12 protein-coding genes are annotated in these 17,198 nt (G+C 70.1%); 7 read left to right on the plus strand and 5 right to left on the minus strand.

From position 1 onward, the window contains the following. Positions 1-70: 70 nt before the first annotated feature. The 4 genes from J4573_RS32070 to J4573_RS32090 all read left to right on the plus strand — a co-directional run bounded on the left by J4573_RS32070 (position 71) and on the right by J4573_RS32090 (position 6,722). The gene (locus tag J4573_RS32070; RefSeq protein WP_208259669.1) at positions 71-652 is read left to right on the plus strand and encodes an HhH-GPD-type base excision DNA repair protein; all 582 of its coding nucleotides are present in this window, start codon (positions 71-73) and stop codon (positions 650-652) included. Between the two features lie 536 nt (positions 653-1,188). After that, positions 1,189-3,615 (plus strand): SpoIIE family protein phosphatase, encoded by a 2,427-nt coding sequence (locus J4573_RS32080; RefSeq protein WP_243773894.1) that lies wholly within the window; start codon positions 1,189-1,191, stop codon positions 3,613-3,615. 258 nt (positions 3,616-3,873) lie between these two features. Further along, the gene (locus J4573_RS32085) at positions 3,874-5,571 is read left to right on the plus strand and encodes an RNA polymerase sigma factor (RefSeq protein ID WP_208259670.1); all 1,698 of its coding nucleotides are present in this window, start codon (positions 3,874-3,876) and stop codon (positions 5,569-5,571) included. A gap of 188 nt (positions 5,572-5,759) precedes the next feature. Beyond that, positions 5,760-6,722 (plus strand): hypothetical protein, encoded by a 963-nt coding sequence (locus tag J4573_RS32090; protein WP_307797059.1) that lies wholly within the window; start codon positions 5,760-5,762, stop codon positions 6,720-6,722. 103 nt (positions 6,723-6,825) lie between these two features. On the opposite strand, the gene J4573_RS32095 is transcribed toward J4573_RS32090, so the two are convergent. Then, positions 6,826-7,569 carry a YaaA family protein gene (locus J4573_RS32095; protein ID WP_208259671.1) on the minus strand — a complete coding sequence of 248 codons (744 nt, stop codon included), beginning with the start codon at positions 7,567-7,569 and terminating at the stop codon, positions 6,826-6,828. Positions 7,570-7,740: 171 nt separating this feature from the next. Between J4573_RS32095 and J4573_RS32100 the strand changes: the two genes are divergently transcribed. Next, positions 7,741-8,460, plus strand: coding sequence for a GNAT family N-acetyltransferase (locus J4573_RS32100; RefSeq protein WP_208259672.1), 720 nt, complete (start codon positions 7,741-7,743; stop codon positions 8,458-8,460). A 144-nt stretch (positions 8,461-8,604) separates the two neighbouring features. Here the strand turns inward: J4573_RS32100 and J4573_RS32105 are convergent, their stop codons facing one another. The 3 genes from J4573_RS32105 to J4573_RS32115 all read right to left on the minus strand — a co-directional run bounded on the left by J4573_RS32105 (position 8,605) and on the right by J4573_RS32115 (position 11,019). Further along, entirely contained in the window at positions 8,605-8,835 is a 231-nt protein-coding gene (locus J4573_RS32105) for a DUF7455 domain-containing protein (protein ID WP_208259673.1), read from the minus strand. Positions 8,836-8,987: 152 nt separating this feature from the next. Then, entirely contained in the window at positions 8,988-10,058 is a 1,071-nt protein-coding gene (locus tag J4573_RS32110) for an ABC transporter permease (protein WP_208259674.1), read from the minus strand. Between the two features lie 58 nt (positions 10,059-10,116). Further along, on the minus strand, positions 10,117-11,019 hold the full coding sequence (locus J4573_RS32115; protein WP_208259675.1) for an ABC transporter ATP-binding protein: 903 nt from the start codon (positions 11,017-11,019) through the stop codon (positions 10,117-10,119). Positions 11,020-11,219: 200 nt separating this feature from the next. Between J4573_RS32115 and J4573_RS32120 the strand changes: the two genes are divergently transcribed. Together J4573_RS32120 and J4573_RS32125 are read left to right on the plus strand one after the other, a co-directional pair. Then, positions 11,220-13,310, plus strand: a complete 2,091-nt coding sequence (locus J4573_RS32120; protein ID WP_208259676.1) for a DNA gyrase/topoisomerase IV subunit B — start codon at positions 11,220-11,222, stop codon at positions 13,308-13,310. A 136-nt stretch (positions 13,311-13,446) separates the two neighbouring features. Next, on the plus strand, positions 13,447-14,820 hold the full coding sequence (locus J4573_RS32125) for an APC family permease (RefSeq protein ID WP_208259677.1): 1,374 nt from the start codon (positions 13,447-13,449) through the stop codon (positions 14,818-14,820). A gap of 475 nt (positions 14,821-15,295) precedes the next feature. Here the strand turns inward: J4573_RS32125 and J4573_RS32130 are convergent, their stop codons facing one another. Next, a complete protein-coding gene (locus tag J4573_RS32130; RefSeq protein WP_208259678.1) occupies positions 15,296-17,191 on the minus strand; it encodes a CocE/NonD family hydrolase in 1,896 nt (631 codons plus the stop codon). Positions 17,192-17,198: the final 7 nt, after the last annotated feature.

Here is a 17,198-nt window from a genome sequence, read left to right on the forward strand (position 1 = left end):
CACCGCGCGACCCGCACCGCCATGGCTCGGCGCCGGACGTAAGAGATACGTCAGATCTAAGCTTGGGGCCATGGCGACCACGGTTCACCTCGCGCAACAGCCCGAAGCGGACGAGCTGCTCGGACGCAGCCCGCTCGCGGCCCTCGTCGGAATGCTGCTGGACCAGCAGTTCCCGATGGAGCGCGCCTTCGCGGGCCCGTACGTGATCACGCAGCGGGCGGGGTGGAAGGACCTGGACGCGCACGAGATCGCCGGCTACGACCCCGAGGCGTTCGAGGCCCTGATGGCCGAGCCGCCGGTCGTGCACCGCTACCCGCGGTCGATGGGCAAGCGGGTGCAGCAGCTGTGCCAGTACCTGGTGGAGCACTACGACGGCGACGCCGAGGCGATCTGGCGGGACGTCGAGGACGGGCATGAACTGTTCAAGCGGCTCAATGCTCTGCCCGGCTACGGGAAGCAGAAGGCGCAGATCTTCACCGCGCTGCTCGGCAAGCAGTACGGCGTGACGCCCGAGGGCTGGCGGGACGCCGCCGGGGCGTACGGCGAGGAGGGATCGCGACGGTCCGTGGCCGACATCACCGGCCCCGACTCGCTGGCCGAGGTCCGCGCGTTCAAGCAGGAAATGAAGAAGGCCGCCAAAGCGAAGGGCTGAGCCAAGCCCGAAGCGGCCGATCGGTGAGGCCGGATTAAGTGCATGTCCGCGGTACGGGTGCGCACAAAGCCGCGCATGTGCGGATGCACGTGCGGAAATGGCACTTTACCTTCTTTTTGCTTGGAGATCCGGGCCAGGTCACGCACGATTTGGCATGTCCGGAACCCGCCAGGTCCCGAGACTTGGCAGCCTTGAGGGGCCTCTCCGTCGTAACATCTCGTCCTTGTCGTCCGTTCGAACGACTCCGGAACCCGCGGGGGCGTTCGTCTGGGCGGCGTCCGAATTCCGACGTCGTTCTTGGGGGTCGTGTGGCAAGGATGCCGAACAGGGCTTCCGTCGGCGCCGAACGATCGGGATGATGAGAACCTGACTCCGACCGGTGTTGTGATGGAGGCGGGAGCGCTAGCCTGCTCCCATTCACTCATAGTGATGAAGACTTGCCTCGCGGTACGGGACCCCCTGGGGCGGAGGTGGTGTCCATGAGCGCCGACACGTCCGTTCCGCGACCCCGGAGAGCCCGGGTGGAGGGCCAGCCGATGGATGCGTCCGATTCCGCGCTGTACGCGACGTTGATGAGGGAGGCCCCGGCAGGGTTCGCGTTCTTCGACACCGGCCAGCGCTGCCGCCGGGCCAACGACGCGCTGGCCAGCCTGTTCGGCGTCGCCCCCGGCGACCTGGCCGGGCGGCGCCCGGCCGAGGTGCTGCCGGAGGACGTCGCGACGGCCTTCGAGGCCGCGCTGCGCAAGGTCCTCGCCGAGGACCAGCCGCTCGAGGTCGACCTGACCGTTCTGCTGCGGGTCGAGGACGTTCCGCCGCCCGCCGAGAGCGGCGACGGGACGAGCGCGGTGCCGCGCCAGGCCGACCCGGCCGACCCGGGGTCCGGTCAGACCTCCCTGGAGACCGGCCAGACGGCCGGACAGGCCGTACCGCCGCCCGGTGGGCCCGCGGGCTCCCCGAGCGCCGCTGACGGCGGCTCAAGCGCCTCTGGTGCCGGTTCCGGCTCGCCCGACGGCGGATCCGGCGGCTCCGGCTCGTCCGGCGGCTCCGCGGTGGCGGCGAACGCGGGCGCCCCCGGACGCAACGCAGGGGCCGGGACGGCGAACGGCGAGCGCGAGGAGACCGCCGCGGGCGGCCGCGTGCTCGGCGGCGACACGCCCGGGGTGCACGGCACCGAAAGTCTCGAGGAACGCACCCTCGCCTGCACCTGGCTGCCCTCCCACGCGGCCGACGGAAAGCTGCTCGGCGTGGTGCTGACCGCGCTGGACGTGACCGAACGCCGCCGCGCCGAGGAGGTCATCCGGCGCAAGGAGCAGCGCTACCGCTCGCTCGTGGAGGCCAGCTCCCAGGTCGTGTGGGTCGCCTCGCCGTCCGGCGGCGTGATCGACGACGCGCCCGAGTGGCGGTCGATCACCGGCCAGACGCCCGGCGACTACGCGGTCGGCGGCTGGCTCGCGGTCGTGCACCCCGAGGACCGGCCCCGGATCGAGGCCATCTGGCGCGAGTCGGTCGAGGACAACCGGGTCTTCGAGACCGGCTACCGGATCCGTACCAAGAGCGGGACCTACCGCCACTTCGACGTGCGCGCCGTGCCGATCTGGCAGGGCGACACGGTGATCGAGTGGGTCGGCGCCAACACCGACGTGACCGGCCAGCGCGAGGCCGAGGAGATGCGCGGCAGGCTGACCGAGCAGCTGTCGGCCGCCGCGCTGCGCACCGCGCGCCTCCAGCAGGCGACCTCGATGCTCGCCGAGGCGCTGACGGTCAGCCAGGTCGTCCAGGTGATCACCGAGGTCGGCCGGTCGGCGATCGGCGCCGACTACTCGGCCGTCGCGCTGCTGGACGACGACAAGCTCCGGCTCAGCATCGTGGCCCCGTCCGCGCCCGTCGACGCGCCGGACCGTGATGCGCCGGGCCGCCCCACATCACGAGATGACATCAAAGTCAGTGACCAAACCGTGATGTCGGTGGCCGTACGGGAGAGCCGGCCGTTCCTCGCCGAGCACCCCGACAGCCTCCGGCTGCAGCTCGGCCGCGACGAGACGGGCCTGTTCACCCAGCACACCGAGGAACGGGCCTGGGTCGGCCTGCCCCTGCTGGCGGCGGGCGCGCCCATAGGAGCGCTGCGCTTCTCGTTCACCCGGCCGCGCGAGATCACCGAGGAGGAACGGGTCTTCCTCGAGGCGCTCGCGGGCCAGTGCGCGCTGGCCGTGGAGCGTGCCCTGCTGTTCGAGCGCGAGCACAAGACCGCCGAGGAACTGCAGCGCAGCCTGCTCCCGAGCGACCTGCCGCAGCTCCCGGGCATGCAGCTGGCGGCCCGCTACAACCCCGCGACCAGGCACGTTCAGGTCGGCGGCGACTGGTACGACGTGTTCCGGCTGCCCGACGACCGGCTGGCCGTCGCGGTCGGCGACGTCATGGGCAAGGGTGTGCTCGCCGCGGCCGGAATGGGCCGCGTCCGCAACGCGCTGCGGGCCCTGGCGCTGAACGACCCGCGCCCGGCGGCGGTGCTGGCGGGCCTGGACCGGCTGTTCAGCGCGACCGAGGACGAGGAGCAGTTCACCACGGTCGCCTACGCCGTCATCGACCCCGAGACCGGCCGCGGAGCCTTCAGTAACGCAGGTCATCCGCCGCCTCTGCTCATCTCGCCCGACACGCCCGCGCGCGTGAGCAACCTGGAGCCAGGCACCCCGCTCGGGTGGCCGAGCCAGAGGCAACAGACAAGTTTTTCCATCGAGACGAGCAACACTGTGGTGTTCTATTCCGATGGACTTGTGGAGAACCGTAGGCGTGGGGTGGACGCCGGGCTGGAGGAGCTGGTCTCCCATGCGGCCGACGCCCCACCTGAAGTGGTAGGAGATCCCGAGAGACTCGTCGACTTCCTGGTCGATCGGATGCTTGCCGGCTACGAGCAAGTGGACGATGTGACCGTACTTGCCCTGCACGTCCCACCGAAGTCAGCCTGATCACCGCCCATGGACCCGCGAGAAGACGGCGTAGTACGTACGAAGGACCGCTCCGGGCCCTCTAAGGTGGAGTGTTAACCGGGCAGGACGTTCATGCGGAATGCGCAGCCGTGCCAGAATGCTTGACCCTAGTGAGAGCGGGTACGCTGCGGTCCCGCACAGGGTGGCCCCGCCCAGTGTGTGGTCTCACCCCGTGTGAGGCCGGGCCCGTCAGGGCACTTGGGTCAACCAAGCCACACGTTCGTTCGAGAGGTATTTGTGTCGCCTGCTAGCTCGACCTCGAAAGCGTCAGATCTGCACGAGCACGTCATCGCGCAACTGATCGAGCGTGGACGGTCCCAGGGTTACCTCGAAGCCGACGACGTACGCCGTACGTTCGAGGAGGCCGACATCCCCGTGTCGAAGGCCTCCAGCATCTTGCGGAGCCTCAGCAAGGAGGGTGTGACCGTCATGGTGAGCGCTGCCGACTCCGCAGCGCCGAAGCGGCCCTCGCGCAAGCGCGCGACGCCGCCGACGGCGCGCAGGCCCAAGACAGCCGCTGCAGCCAAAGAGCAGCCCGACACGGTGACCGCCGTCGTGGACGACGACGACACCGAGGCCACCCCGGCGGCTCCGTCGCCGGCCACGGTGGCCAAGGCCAAGAAGGCCCCGGCCAAGGGCAAGAAGGCCGCCCCGGCCAAGGCCGCCGGTGCCGCCGGCGCCAAGGCCGACGCCGCCGGGCCCGCCAAGAAGGGCGCCAAGGGGGACGACCCCGAGCTCGAGGACGACGTCGACGTCGACGACCTCGAGGCCGGCGACCTGGAGGACCTCGAGCCCGACCTGTCGGAGGTCTCCGAGACCGAAGACCAGGTCGAGGAGGCCGACGGCGACGACGAGACCGAGGAGCCGGCGGCCGCCACCACCGCCGCCAAGGGTGCCAAGGCCGCCGCCGCTCCCGCCGGGAAGCCCGGCGCCGAGGGCGCCGCGCCGACCTCGGAGGAGGAGTCGTTCACGCTCAGTGACGACGAGGACGACGCCCCGGCGCAGCAGATCGCCGCGGCGGGCGCCACCGCCGACCCGGTCAAGGACTACCTGAAGCAGATCGGCAAGGTCCCCCTGCTCAACGCCGAGCAGGAGGTCGAGCTCGCCAAGCGCATCGAGGCGGGCCTGTTCGCCGAGGAGCGCCTGGCGACCGACGGTCCGACGATGTCCGAGGAGGACCTCGAGGACTTCGAGTGGATCGCCGAGGACGGCCGCAGGGCCAAGAACCACCTGCTGGAGGCCAACCTCCGCCTGGTGGTCTCGCTGGCCAAGCGCTACACCGGCCGCGGCATGCTGTTCCTGGACCTGATCCAGGAGGGCAACCTCGGTCTGATCCGCGCGGTCGAGAAGTTCGACTACACCAAGGGCTACAAGTTCTCCACGTACGCCACCTGGTGGATCCGGCAGGCGATCACCCGCGCGATGGCCGACCAGGCCCGCACCATCCGCATCCCGGTGCACATGGTCGAGGTCATCAACAAGCTGGCCCGCGTGCAGCGCCAGATGCTCCAGGACCTGGGCCGCGAGCCCACCCCGGAGGAGCTGGCCAAGGAGCTCGACATGACCCCGGAGAAGGTCGTCGAGGTCCAGAAGTACGGCCGCGAGCCGATCTCGCTGCACACCCCGCTCGGCGAGGACGGCGACAGCGAGTTCGGCGACCTGATCGAGGACTCCGAGGCGATCGTCCCGGCCGACGCGGTCAGCTTCACGCTCCTGCAGGAGCAGCTGCACTCGGTGCTCGACACGCTGAGCGAGCGCGAGGCGGGCGTGGTGTCGATGCGGTTCGGCCTGACCGACGGCCAGCCGAAGACGCTGGACGAGATCGGCAAGGTCTACGGGGTCACCCGTGAGCGGATCCGCCAGATCGAGTCCAAGACCATGTCCAAGCTGCGTCACCCGAGCCGCAGCCAGGTCCTGCGCGACTACCTGGACTGACCCGGCGGCGCTGCACACGCGCAGCGCTTCATCAACGCAGAGATCGTCCGTACCCGGGAGGGTGCGGACGATCTCTGCGTAGTGGGCGTAACACACTGTTTACACCGAAGTAGCGCACGCCGACTCGCCTCTTCCTACGCTTCGGCGCTATGGGACTGATGGAGCTTGACCGGGCACCTGGAGGTTCGGTGGAGCGGCAAAGGCGCGCGCCGCACGTGATCGGCGGACGTCCCTGGACGGACCCCCTCCTGGACCGCGTGGTGGACGCCGTCCGCCAGCGCCACGTGCGCGCCGGCGCGCACGTGCTGGCCGAGGCCCGCGCGGACCCGGAGCTGCGTTCGCTCCGCGTGGAGGCGCTCGCCAAGGCCGTCGCCGGGTGGAGCCAGGGCGTCGAACTGCTGCTGTCGGAGGATCCGGGGAACCCCGACCTGTGGCTCTGGCTGGGGCGGACCCGCATAGAGGAGGCCTGGCGGATACGCCCCGACGCCCGTGCCCGCGCGATGCAGACGGACGGGTACACCACGTACACCAGGATGATGCGTGCGGCGCGTGAGCCGCTGATGAGGGCCGCCGCGATGCGCCCGGACGACCCCGTTCCCTGGGAGGGGATGCTCTGGCTCGCGCTGGGCCTCGACCTGGAACGCGAGGACAAGGACGCTCTCTGGGCGGAGGCCGTCGCCCGCCATCCCACGCTGTACGGCGCCCACGTGGCGCGTGTGGTGAGCCTGTCCCCGCAGTGGGGCGGGCTGCCGCAGGAGATGTTCGACTTCGCGAGGTTCGCGATGAGCATGGCCGGGCGGGACGATCCGCGTGCCGCCCTGCTCCCGCTGGCCTACTTCGAGTACTTCGTGCAGGAACGGTCCGGGATCATCCGCGGATCATCGTCGTGGTTCTCGGCGGAGGAGATCAGGGACGTCGAGGTCGCGGCGCGGGGCTGGTTCGAGGGCCCCCGGCCCCACCCGCGCACGATCGAGGCCCACAACATCTTCGGCGCCGCGTTCCACGTGGCCCACGCGCGGCGCCCGGCGCGCCAGCATCTGTCCCGCACCTGGGGCCGTCCGAGCAGCCTGCCGTGGTCCTACCTGGGAGGTGACGAGGTCGGCCAGTACCTGAAGGCGTGCCGCCACCTGAACGTCCCGCACGCCGCCTGACCCCCACCTCTTTCCACCCACCCAACCACGCCGATCTTGCTCTGAGCGCCCTTTCACCCCCCGCCAAAGGGCGCTGAGAGCAAGATCGGCGCGTGGTGGGGAGTCAGGCGTGGAGGATGACGTCCAGGTTGGTGCCGTTCAGCTCCACGGTGTGGCCGAGGCCCTTGACGGCCTTCAGGAGATCCTCGGGCGTCCGGGGCTCGGCGCCGGCCTTGATCAGGTCGTGCGCCACCTTGCCGCGGGTGGCCTTGGCCATGTGGCTGACCACGGTCCGCTTCGGCACGCCGCCGAGGATCCGCTCGCGGAACACCCGGACCGCCACCGCGGGCTGAGGCGCCTTCCAGGCCGCGGCGTACGGGCCCGAGCGCATGTCCACGATCAGCTGCCCGCCGAACTCCAGGGACTCCTTCAGCGCGGGCCGCCACACCGACGCCAGCCGCCCGTCCGAGGGCAGCGTCACGCCCATCGCCAGCCGGTACGAGGGGATCCGGTCGGTGAGCCGCAGCGCGCCCCACAGCCCCGAGAAGACCACGATGTCGCGGGCGGCGTGCCCGGGGTCCAGGCTCGGCAGGTCGAGGTTGTCGTACAGAACGCCCGTGTAGAGCTTGGCCACCGGCAGCGTCGGCGCCTGGAACAGCGCGCGGTTGCGGGCCAGCGCCTCCTCGGCCTGACCGGCGGGGAAGCCGAGCAGCTCGGAGGCTCCCTCGCCGCAGCACACCTCGGCGAGCGCGGCGAGCACCCGCTCGCGGGTCGGGTTCAGGCCCGGGAAGCTGAGCCCCGCCAGGTCCAGCGGCGGCCCGTCCCCGCCGGTCGCCTTCCGCTCCGACGGTGGCAGCAGGATGAGCACTTCTCTCTTCTTTCTTGCCTTTACGGCCTCGACAGCCTCGCCTGGCGGCTCGGCTGCCGAACCGCAAAGGGGCGAGCGCGACATCGCTTCGCGATCTTCGCGGGCAGCTTCGCCTACGGCTCGCTACCCCCTCAGGTAGCGCGCTCGCGTGCGTGGCTAAGGTTTCGGATCATGGCCGGAACGAACTTCGATGACTTGGTGGCGGCAGCTTGGCCGGCGCCGTACTCCCAGGATATTGGTGGTTGGCGCCTCCGGCACGCTGCCGGGGTGACCAAGCGTGCCAACTCGGTACTGCCTGTAGGCGCCCCCGGGGCGCCGATCGATCGGGCGATTGAGCGTGTCGAGGGCGCGTATGGCGAGCTGGGTCTCCCCGCGGCCTTCCAGCTGAGCGCTGCGTCGCGGCCCGAAGGGCTGGACGAAGTCCTGGCGGGCCGGGGTTATGACGTGGTCGACCCGACGCTGGCGATGGCCGCCGAGCTCGACGATCCGGGTCCGCAGGACGATGTAATGATCACCACACGGCCGTCCCAGGAATGGAAGGACGTCTGGTGGTCGGTGGACGGGCGCGGCGACGACGCCGCGCTGGCCATGGCCGAACGGATCCTCACGGGCGTCCCGGCCGGCTATGCGGTCCTGGACGGCGTGGCGGTGGGGCGGGGCGTGCCGCAGGGGGAGTGGCTCGGCGTCTACGCGATGGCCGTGCTGCCCGAGGCGCGGCGGCGCGGGCTGGCGCGGCAGGTGTTGCGGGCGCTCATGGCCTGGGGGTACGAGCAGGGTTGCCGGAAGGCCTATCTGGTCGTCGTCGAGGCGAATGCGGCGGCACGCGCTCTGTACGAATCGGCGGGTTTCCGTAACGCCGGGGGATATCACTATCGCGTTCGCCGACAGTGATTTCCCAATACCGTGGGTGATTGTGTCGTCACTGTGTGAAACTTGGCATATCCGTCCGGGGTCGGACGGGGGTCTTGAGAAGGAATGCGAACGGCGGTCACCGGTGCCGGTGACCGCCGTTCGTTGATTCTTTTATGTAGGGGCTTACCGCTCGTCGTTGGGGGCGGTGGCCGGGGTTTCGTTCAGCCTGTCGGTCTCGTCCTGAATGTCGGCCCCGTTGGCACGGAGCGCCTCTGCGTACTTGCGTCCGTGGTGGGCGCAGAACAGAAGGTCGCCGCCGCCTACAAGGACTGCACGAACGTAGGCCTGGGCGCCGCAGCGGTCGCAGCGGTCTGCGACGGACAACGGCTTGGTCGGGGCAAGGGCTCCAGTCACGGCACCTTCCTCATGCTCGGGGTCGGTACTTAGGAGAACATCTAACCCGACGCTGGCGTTCCCAACCTGCTTCCGAGTACGCCGAGAGCAGAATGCCGTCTTAAGTGACCGACGTCACATCTACGTGAACCGTATCTTTCGGCAATCGGTCGTCACGCGTCATCCCATCGGAACAAGCGCTGGGCAATGACCGCCGCTACGAGCGCGATGGCCAGCAGGACACCGATCTGAGGCAGTACGGACGCCGGTCCCTGGCCCCTGCCGATGACGTTCAGCATGCCCTCGTTCAGATAACGGAGCGGAACCACGTAGGAGATCGTCCGGAGCCAGGCGGGAGCGGCGTCCAGGGGGAAGAACGACCCGCCGAGGAAGACCATCGGGAACACGATGGCCTGGATCGCCGTCTGCGCGCTGTCCTGGGTCTTGGCCCAGGCCCCCACCAGCATCCCGATCGACAGGAACGCCAGGACGCCGGACAGGATCACCGGGAAGGCCATCCACCAGGAGTGCTCCAGCTTCAGCCCGAACATGGGCAGCTGGGCGACGGCCAGGAACACCACCGTCTGCACGATCGCCACGCCGAGGCTCACCGCCACGCGGGCGCTGAAAACGTTCCGGATCGGCACGGGCGACAGCCGCAGCCGCCGCAGGATGCCCTTGGTGCGCCAGGTCACCAGCGTCTGCGCGGCGCCGAACATGGCCGCCGACGACAGCGCCCAGCCGAGCATGCCCGGGGTGATGTACTGGATCGCCTTGATCGAGTCGTCCTCGACCGCCTGCTTGGACAGCGTGTACTTCGGCGGCTGGCCGGTCGCGGCCTGGTTGCTCGCCTGGACGATCGCGTCCAGTGTCCCCTGGACCTGGCCGGCCTTGACCTGGTCGGCGTTGGAGTAGTGGACGATGAGCTGGTCGCCCTGCTGCTGGACGGCGGCGTCGGAGTCGCCCTTCTCGACGTCCTTGGTCGCCTTGGACAGGTCGTCGGTCTTGGTGATCTTGACGCTCTTGCCGAGGCTCGGGTCGTGCGCCGCGGCCTGGTCCAGCAGCGGCACCGCGCCGACCTCGGTGACCTTGATCTTCGAGGTCGTCTGGTGGCTGAAGATCCCACCGAAGATGATCAGGAACATCAGCGGGAACAGGATCGTGAAGAACATCGCCCGGCCGTCGCGGCGGAAGCTCAGCCACATCGCCAGCGCCAGGCTCTTGAAGGACGCGAAGCCGCTCATGCCTGCCTCCCGTGGGGGGACGACCCCCCACACCCCCCGGATCGTTCGCTTCGCTCACTCATGCCCGGTACTCCCGTCCAGTCAGTTCGAGGAACACGTCCTCGAGGGTCGCCCCGTGCACCTGGAGCCCTTCCAGCGCCCGCCGTTCGGCCAGCGCCGAGATCACCGGGCTGGCGTCGTGCGTGGTGACGGTCAGCGACACGCCGTCGTCGGCGGCCGCCTCGGCGGCCGGCAGGGCGCGCGCCTCGTCCTCGGTGAGCGCGCCGCTCGGCAGCGAGATCCGCACGGCCGCGTCCAGCTCGCGCACCAGTTTGGCGGGCGGCCCCATCTTGAGGATCGTGCCGCGGTCCATGATCGCGACCCGGTCGCAGAGGATCTCGGCCTCGTCCATGTAGTGCGTGGTCAGCACGATGGTCCGGCCGCCGGTGTTGATATCGCGCAGCACGTCCCAGAGATTGCGGCGGGCCTGCGGGTCGAGCGCGGCGCTTGGCTCGTCCAGGAACACCAGCTCCGGGTCGTGCACCAGCGCACACGCGATCGACAGCCGCTGCGCCTGGCCGCCCGACAGCTGCTCGACGCGGGTGTCGGCCTTGTCGGTCAGCCCGACCGTCTCCAGCATCGCGTCGATGCGCCGCCCGCTCACCCCGTACAGCGAGCTGAACGTCTGGAGCTGCTCGCGCGCGGTCAGCCGTTCGAAGAACGACGACGCCTGGAGCTGCACACCGATGCGGGGGAGAAGCTTCTTGTTGCGGGGCCAGGGCGGCTGCCCCAGCACGGTGACCTCACCGCCGTCGGCCTCGCGCAGACCCTCGATGATCTCGAGGGTGGTGGTCTTGCCCGCCCCGTTCGGACCCAGGATGCCGAAGAACTCGCCCTGGTCCACTTCGAAGGAGACGCCGTCCACGGCCTGGACGTCTCCGTACTGTTTCCGCAGGCCGCGGACGCTGATCGTCTGTGCCATGATCCGAACAGTAGAGAGGGCGGTGGCCGCGGGGCACCCGCCCAGGGGTGGAGGTCGGATTCTCCACCCGGACGTGATCTCGCCGTGCTCGAGGCCCAGGACCACCGGTTCATGTGCGGGAACGGCGAGCCTGTAGGTGGAATGTCGGTAGCCGGGGGTACCCTGCTGCCGACTATCAATCCCCCGAGGAGTGCACGCACTTGACCGCCGCGACAGCTGAAGCGACCGCCGCCGACGATCCGCACGGCTACTCCGCCCGGCACCTCTCGGTGCTGGAAGGCCTGGAGGCCGTGCGGAAGCGACCCGGCATGTACATCGGGTCCACCGACAGCCGCGGGCTGGCGCACTGCCTCTGGGAGATCGTCGACAACTCCGTCGACGAGGCCATCGCCGGGTTCTGCACACATATCGGTGTGACCCTCGGCGCCGACGGCTCCTACGAGGTGGTCGACAACGGCCGCGGCATCCCCGTCGACATCGAGCCCAAGACCGGCCTGCCCGGCGTCGAGGTCGTCATGACCCGGCTGCACGCGGGCGGCAAGTTCGGTGGGGTGTCCTACACCGCCTCCGGCGGCCTGCACGGCGTCGGCGCCTCGGTGGTGAACGCCCTGTCGGCCCGCGTCGACGTCGAGGTCGACCGCGACGGCGCCACCCACGCGATCAGCTTCAAGCGCGGCCTGCCCGGCGAGTTCGCGACGCCGGGCCCCGAGGGCCGCTTCAAGAAGAAGTCGGGCGTCCGCAAGATCCGCAAGGTCGCCAAGAAGACCATCGGCACGCGCGTGAAGTTCTGGCCGGACCTGCAGATCTTCCTCAAGGACGCCCAGGTCGAGACCGGCCTGGTCCTGGACCGGATGCGCCAGACCGCGTTCCTCATCCCCGGCCTCACGATCGACGTCCGCGACGAGCGCGGCGAGGAGGTCGTCGAGCAGACCTTCCGCTTCGACGGCGGCATCAGCGAGTTCTGCTCGTACCTGGCCAAGGACGCCGAGGTCGTCGACGTGCTGCGGCTGCAGGGCAACGGTCACTTCACCGAGACGGTTCCGGTACTGGACGACCAGGGCCACCTCACCCCGACCGACGTCGAGCGCGACCTTCAGGTCGACGTGGCGCTGCGCTGGGGCACCGGCTACGACACCATCACCAAGTCGTTCGTCAACGTGATCGCCACCCCCAAGGGCGGCACCCACGTGCAGGGCTTCGACCGCGCGCTGGTCAAGGTGCTGAACGACCAGCTGCGCGCCACCAAGCTGCTGAAGAACGGCGACGATCCGGTCATCAAGGAGGACATCCTCGAGGGGATGACCGCGGTCGTGACGGTGCGGCTGCCCGAGCCGCAGTTCGAGGGCCAGACCAAGGAGATCCTCGGCACCTCGGCCGCCACCCGGATCGTCAACCAGGTCGTGTCGCGCGAGCTCAAGGCCGTCTTCGACAACCCGCCGCGCGGGCAGAAGCAGCCGCTGCGCGCCGTACTGGAGAAGGTCGTCGGCGCGGCCCGCACCCGCATCGCCGCCCGCACCCAGCGCGACAACCAGCGCCGCAAGAACGCCCTGGAGAACTCCGCGCTCCCGGCCAAGCTGGTCGACTGCCGCACGACCGACGACCGCAGCGAGCTGTTCATCGTCGAGGGCGACTCCGCGCTCGGCACCGCCAAGCTCGCCCGCAATTCGGAGTTCCAGGCGCTGCTGCCGATCCGCGGCAAGATCCTGAACGTGCAGAAGGCGTCCGTCGCCGACATGCTGAAGAACACCGAGTGCGCCGCGATCATCCAGGTCATCGGGGCCGGCTCGGGCCGCACGTTCGACCTCGACGCGGCCCGCTACGGCCGCATCATCCTGATGGCCGACGCCGACGTCGACGGCAGCCACATCCGCACACTGCTGCTGACCCTGCTCTACCGCTACATGCGCCCGATGCTGGAGGCCGGCCGCGTCTTCGCCGCCGTGCCGCCGCTGCACCGCATCGAGCTCATCAAGCCGAAGAAGGGCCAGGAGAAGTACATCTACTGCTACTCCGACGGCGAGCTGCGCAAGAAGCTGGTCGAGTTCGAGCGCAAGGGCATGCGCTGGAAGGAGCCGGTCCAGCGCTACAAGGGCCTCGGTGAGATGGACGCCGACCAGCTGGCCGAGACCACCATGGACCCGCGCCACCGCATCCTGCGGCGCATCCGCGTCGAGGACAGCGAGGAGGCCGCCAAGATCTTCGAGCTGCTGATGGGCAGCGAGGTGGCGCCGCGCCGCGAGTTCATCACCGCCGGAGCCTCCGAGCTGGACGCCGAACGCATCGACATGTGACGCCGGCCCGCCGCAGCGATCTGACGGCCCGCTACCGCGCCGACCTGCGGCCTTCCCCGCGTGGTCACTGTGCGTGAGGTGATCGAGCCCCGACGATGAGTGATCTACGGATCGCGATCGGAGTCGGGGGCGGGGCATGACGGAGGTGACGGCCGAGCCGGCATCGGCCGGTGGCGGTGGCGGCGAGAGCGGCGGGCTGCGGCGGGTCATCGGGCGCAAGGTGCTGATGCTGTTCGTGGTCGGGGACATCCTCGGCGCGGGCATCTACGCGCTGGTCGGCCAGGTGGCGGGCAAGGTCGGCGGGGCGGTGTGGCTGCCGTTCCTGGTCGCGTTCGTGCTGGCGACGCTGACGGCGGCCTCGTACGCCGAGCTGGTCGGCAAGTACCCGCAGGCGGCGGGCGCGGCGCTCTACACCAACAAGGCGTTCGGGATCCCGTTCGTGACGTTCATCGTCGCGTTCGCGGTGATGATGAGCGGGATCACCTCGGCGAGCGCGGCGGCGCGCGCGTTCGGCGGCGACTATCTGGGCGAGTTCGTGTCGATGCCGACGCTGGTCGGGGCGCTGATCTTCCTGGCGCTGATCACGCTGGTGAACTTCGCGGGAATCTCCGAGTCCATCAAGGTCAACGTCGTTCTCACCATCATCGAGGCGTCCGGGCTGCTGGTGGTCATGGCGATCGGGCTGTTCGCGCTGATCGGCGGCGACGGCGACCCGGCGCGGGCGCTGCAGTTCCATCCGGCGAACGGCGCGTTCCTCGGCGTGCTCGGCGGCACGGCGCTGGCGTTCTACGCGCTGCTGGGGTTCGAGGACTCGGTCAACCTGGCCGAGGAGGCGCGGGAGCCGCAGAAGGACTTCCCGATCGCGCTGTTCGCGGGCCTGGGCACCGCGGTGGTGATCTACATGGCGGTGGCGTTCACCGCGACGATGCTGGTCGACACCAAGACGCTGGAGACCTCGACCGGGCCGCTGCTGGAGGTCGTGAAGGTGGCGGGGTTCAGCTTCCCGCCCAAGCTGTTCGCGATCATCGCGCTGCTGGCGGTCGGCAACACCGCGCTGATCAACATGATCATGGCGTCCCGGCTGGTGTACGGGATGGCGCGGGAACGGATCGTGCCGCACGTGTTCGCGACCGTTCACCCGAGCCGCGCGACGCCGTGGCTGGCGATCCTGTTCACGGTCGCGATCGCGATCGTGCTGGTCTGCACCGGCGACATCGGCGGCCTGGCCAGCACGACCGTGCTGTTGCTGCTGTTCGTCTTCGCGCTGGTGAACGTGTGCGTACTGATCCTGCGGCGGTCGCCGGTCGAGCACGCGCACTTCCGCGCGCCCACCTGGATGCCCGTGATCGGCGCGGCGAGCTGCCTGTTCCTGACGCTGCCGATCACCGGCCGCGAGGGCGCGGTCTACCTGCGCGCGGCCGTGCTGGTCGGCATCGGCGTCGTGCTGTGGTTCGTCAACCGGCTGATCGTCGGCAAGGTCGACGACTTCGACGTGAGCAACATCGAATAGGTGAACCTAGTACCACCCCCGAGTCGGAAAGCCGCGTTACCGACTTCGGCCGCCGTTCCCGAGATCGTTGTGATCAACGGTTGAGAGTGCGGAAGGCGGGGCGGCGATGGAGCTCGGGTGGGTCGAGGACGCGGGCGGCGCGGTCCAGGAATGGCTGTCGCTGCCGCCGGTCGCCGTCGGGCTCTGGGGCTGGCGGATCTGCGGCTACGTCTCGACGTTCACCTACGGGTGGGGCGGCGTGCGGCGGCACGACGTGCTGACCGTGCTGCTGGCGCTCGGCTGCCTCGTCCCCTGGTACCGCGTGGTGCGCGAGGGCGCGGTGTACGTGCTGATGCGCTGGCCGGCGAGCGAGGGCGCGCTGGCGGCCGCGGGGCTGATCGTTCAGGCCCCGCGGCCGGAGCGGGCGCGCGGCGCGGCGCTGGGCGCGGAGGGCTCAGCGCCGCGCCGGCAGAGCTCAGTGCTGGACGGGGAGAGCTCAGCGTTGGACGGGGAGGGCGACCCAGGACGGGTGGGCGGCGTCGTGCCAGATCTTCAGGCCCGCGCCGACCGAGTCGATGAGCTGCGGGATCGGCGCGATGAGGTGCGGGAAGTCGGCGGTCTGGACGGAGACGCGCAGCGTGTGCCCGGGCTGCACGACCCCCGCGACGGGGAAGATCTCCACGTCCACCGGCACCGGCCTGTTGCGCGGCATGGGCGCGGTCGACGCCTTGGTGTACGGGTGCCACGGCTGCACGATCAGGCCGTTCTTGGTGACCGACCGCTTCTTGTCCAGCTTGCGCAGGGATAGGACCTGCCAGCCGGCCGTCAGCTGGGTGGTCTTGCCGTTCGGCGCGACGTCCTCCAGCCGTACGGTCAGCTGGCCGTCCTTGGCGGCGCTGGACACGTTGAGGTGCGCGCTGACCGGTCCGGCCAGGCGGAGCGGTGCCTTGACCGGGACGTCGTAGACCAGGCCGTTCCTGTCGTTCGCCGACTGGTCGTCGCCGCACGGCGTCGTGCTGAACAGCCCGGCGATGCCGGCCGTCCACTGGCTGGTGGAACGTGTGCACAGGCCTGACAGCGGGGTCCAGGGGGCGTGGTCGGGGCCGCCCGAGGAGGCGCCGCCGAGCGTTCCGGCGCTGCGGCCCGCGACGGCGTTCCCGCCCAGGCGCAGCGCCCGGTAGGTGGTGCCGGTCGGGGGCCACTGCGTCGCGGTGGGCCACTTGCCCGAGCCGTTCTCGTAGTAGGTGACGGGGGCACGGCGGTCCATCGCAGGGTCCGCGGTGCCGCGCAGGTAGCGGTCGTACCAGCGCAGCATCAGCTCCGGCAGTTGCGGTCCGGGCTGGGTGACCGTGCCGGGCACTCCCATGCCGAGCGCCCCGCCTCCGGCCTGGAGGTGGGTCCACGGGCCGTACAGGAACTTGGCCGGGACGCCGCGCCTGGCGAGGCGCTGGTAGAGCATCGGCTCGCCGCGCTGGAAGATGTCGAACTCGCCGCCGACGACGAACGTCGGGACGTTCACCTTGTCGACCACGTTGATCGGCGAGCGCTGCCGGTAGAACGGCCCGTCGAAGGCCTTGTCGCCGCCCGACAGCGCGTTGACGAGCATCGAGATCTGGAATTCGCCGATGTTGCCGAGGTGCTCGCGGATGACCCTGGCCGCCGCGGACGGGTCGGAGCCGCTGTAGGTCGGCGGAACGATGCTGAGCCCGGCGACGCCGCCGAGCCACAGCGGCATGAAGCCGAGGTCGACCTGCCCGCCGCTGCCGACGACGTCGCGGTAGGCGTCGCCGAGCGGGACGACCGGGAAGATGGCCTTGAGCCCCTTGGGGTGCTGCGCGGCGGTGAGGATCTGGTTGAGCCCGCCGTAGGAGGCGCCGTAGAGCCCGACCTTGCCGTTGCTCCACGGGCGACTGTGCGAGGAGGCCCACTCGACGAGGTTCTTGCCGTCGCGTTGCTCGCGCGGGCTCATCGCCTGCCACTTGCCGGGGGAGCCGCCCGTGCCGCGCACGTCCATGACGACCTGGACGTAGCCGCGCTTGACCAGGTATTCGCTGGACATGCTGGCCCCGGGCACGGCCTTGTTGTACGGGGTCTGGCTGACGATGACCGGGAAGCGCCCGGGAGCGGCCTTGCCGCCGTGGGCGGGCCGGTAGACGTCGGCGTAGAGCGTGACGCCGTCGTCCATCCGTACCTTGACGTCGCGCTGGACCACGACGTCGAACGTCTCGGGGCGGACTTCGGCGGCGTGAGCGGCCGGGGCCGAGAGTGCGGCGGCGGCCGAGGGAGCTGCGGGGGCCGAGAGTGCGGCGGCGTGGGCGGGGAGTGCGGTCACGCCCGTCGCGCTGATCGCGGCGGCGGCGAGGGGAGCGGTCCAGCGCGGGGCGGGGCGCATGGCGGTA

Source organism: Actinomadura barringtoniae (assembly GCF_017573505.1).
Lineage (GTDB): Bacteria > Actinomycetota > Actinomycetes > Streptosporangiales > Streptosporangiaceae > Spirillospora > Spirillospora barringtoniae.

What these genes read in the sequence shown, in the direction of transcription:
- J4573_RS32070 (WP_208259669.1), top strand. Translation starts at nt 71, where the DNA reads ATGGCGACCACGGTTCACCTCGCGCAACAGCCCGAAGCGGACGAGCTG.
- J4573_RS32080 (WP_243773894.1), top strand. Translation starts at nt 1,189, where the DNA reads ATGGATGCGTCCGATTCCGCGCTGTACGCGACGTTGATGAGGGAGGCC.
- J4573_RS32100 (WP_208259672.1), top strand. Translation starts at nt 7,741, where the DNA reads ATGGCCGGAACGAACTTCGATGACTTGGTGGCGGCAGCTTGGCCGGCG.
- J4573_RS32110 (WP_208259674.1), bottom strand. Translation starts at nt 10,058, where the DNA reads ATGAGCGGCTTCGCGTCCTTCAAGAGCCTGGCGCTGGCGATGTGGCTG.
- J4573_RS32115 (WP_208259675.1), bottom strand. Translation starts at nt 11,019, where the DNA reads ATGGCACAGACGATCAGCGTCCGCGGCCTGCGGAAACAGTACGGAGAC.
- J4573_RS32125 (WP_208259677.1), top strand. Translation starts at nt 13,447, where the DNA reads ATGACGGAGGTGACGGCCGAGCCGGCATCGGCCGGTGGCGGTGGCGGC.
- J4573_RS32130 (WP_208259678.1), bottom strand. Translation starts at nt 17,191, where the DNA reads ATGCGCCCCGCCCCGCGCTGGACCGCTCCCCTCGCCGCCGCCGCGATC.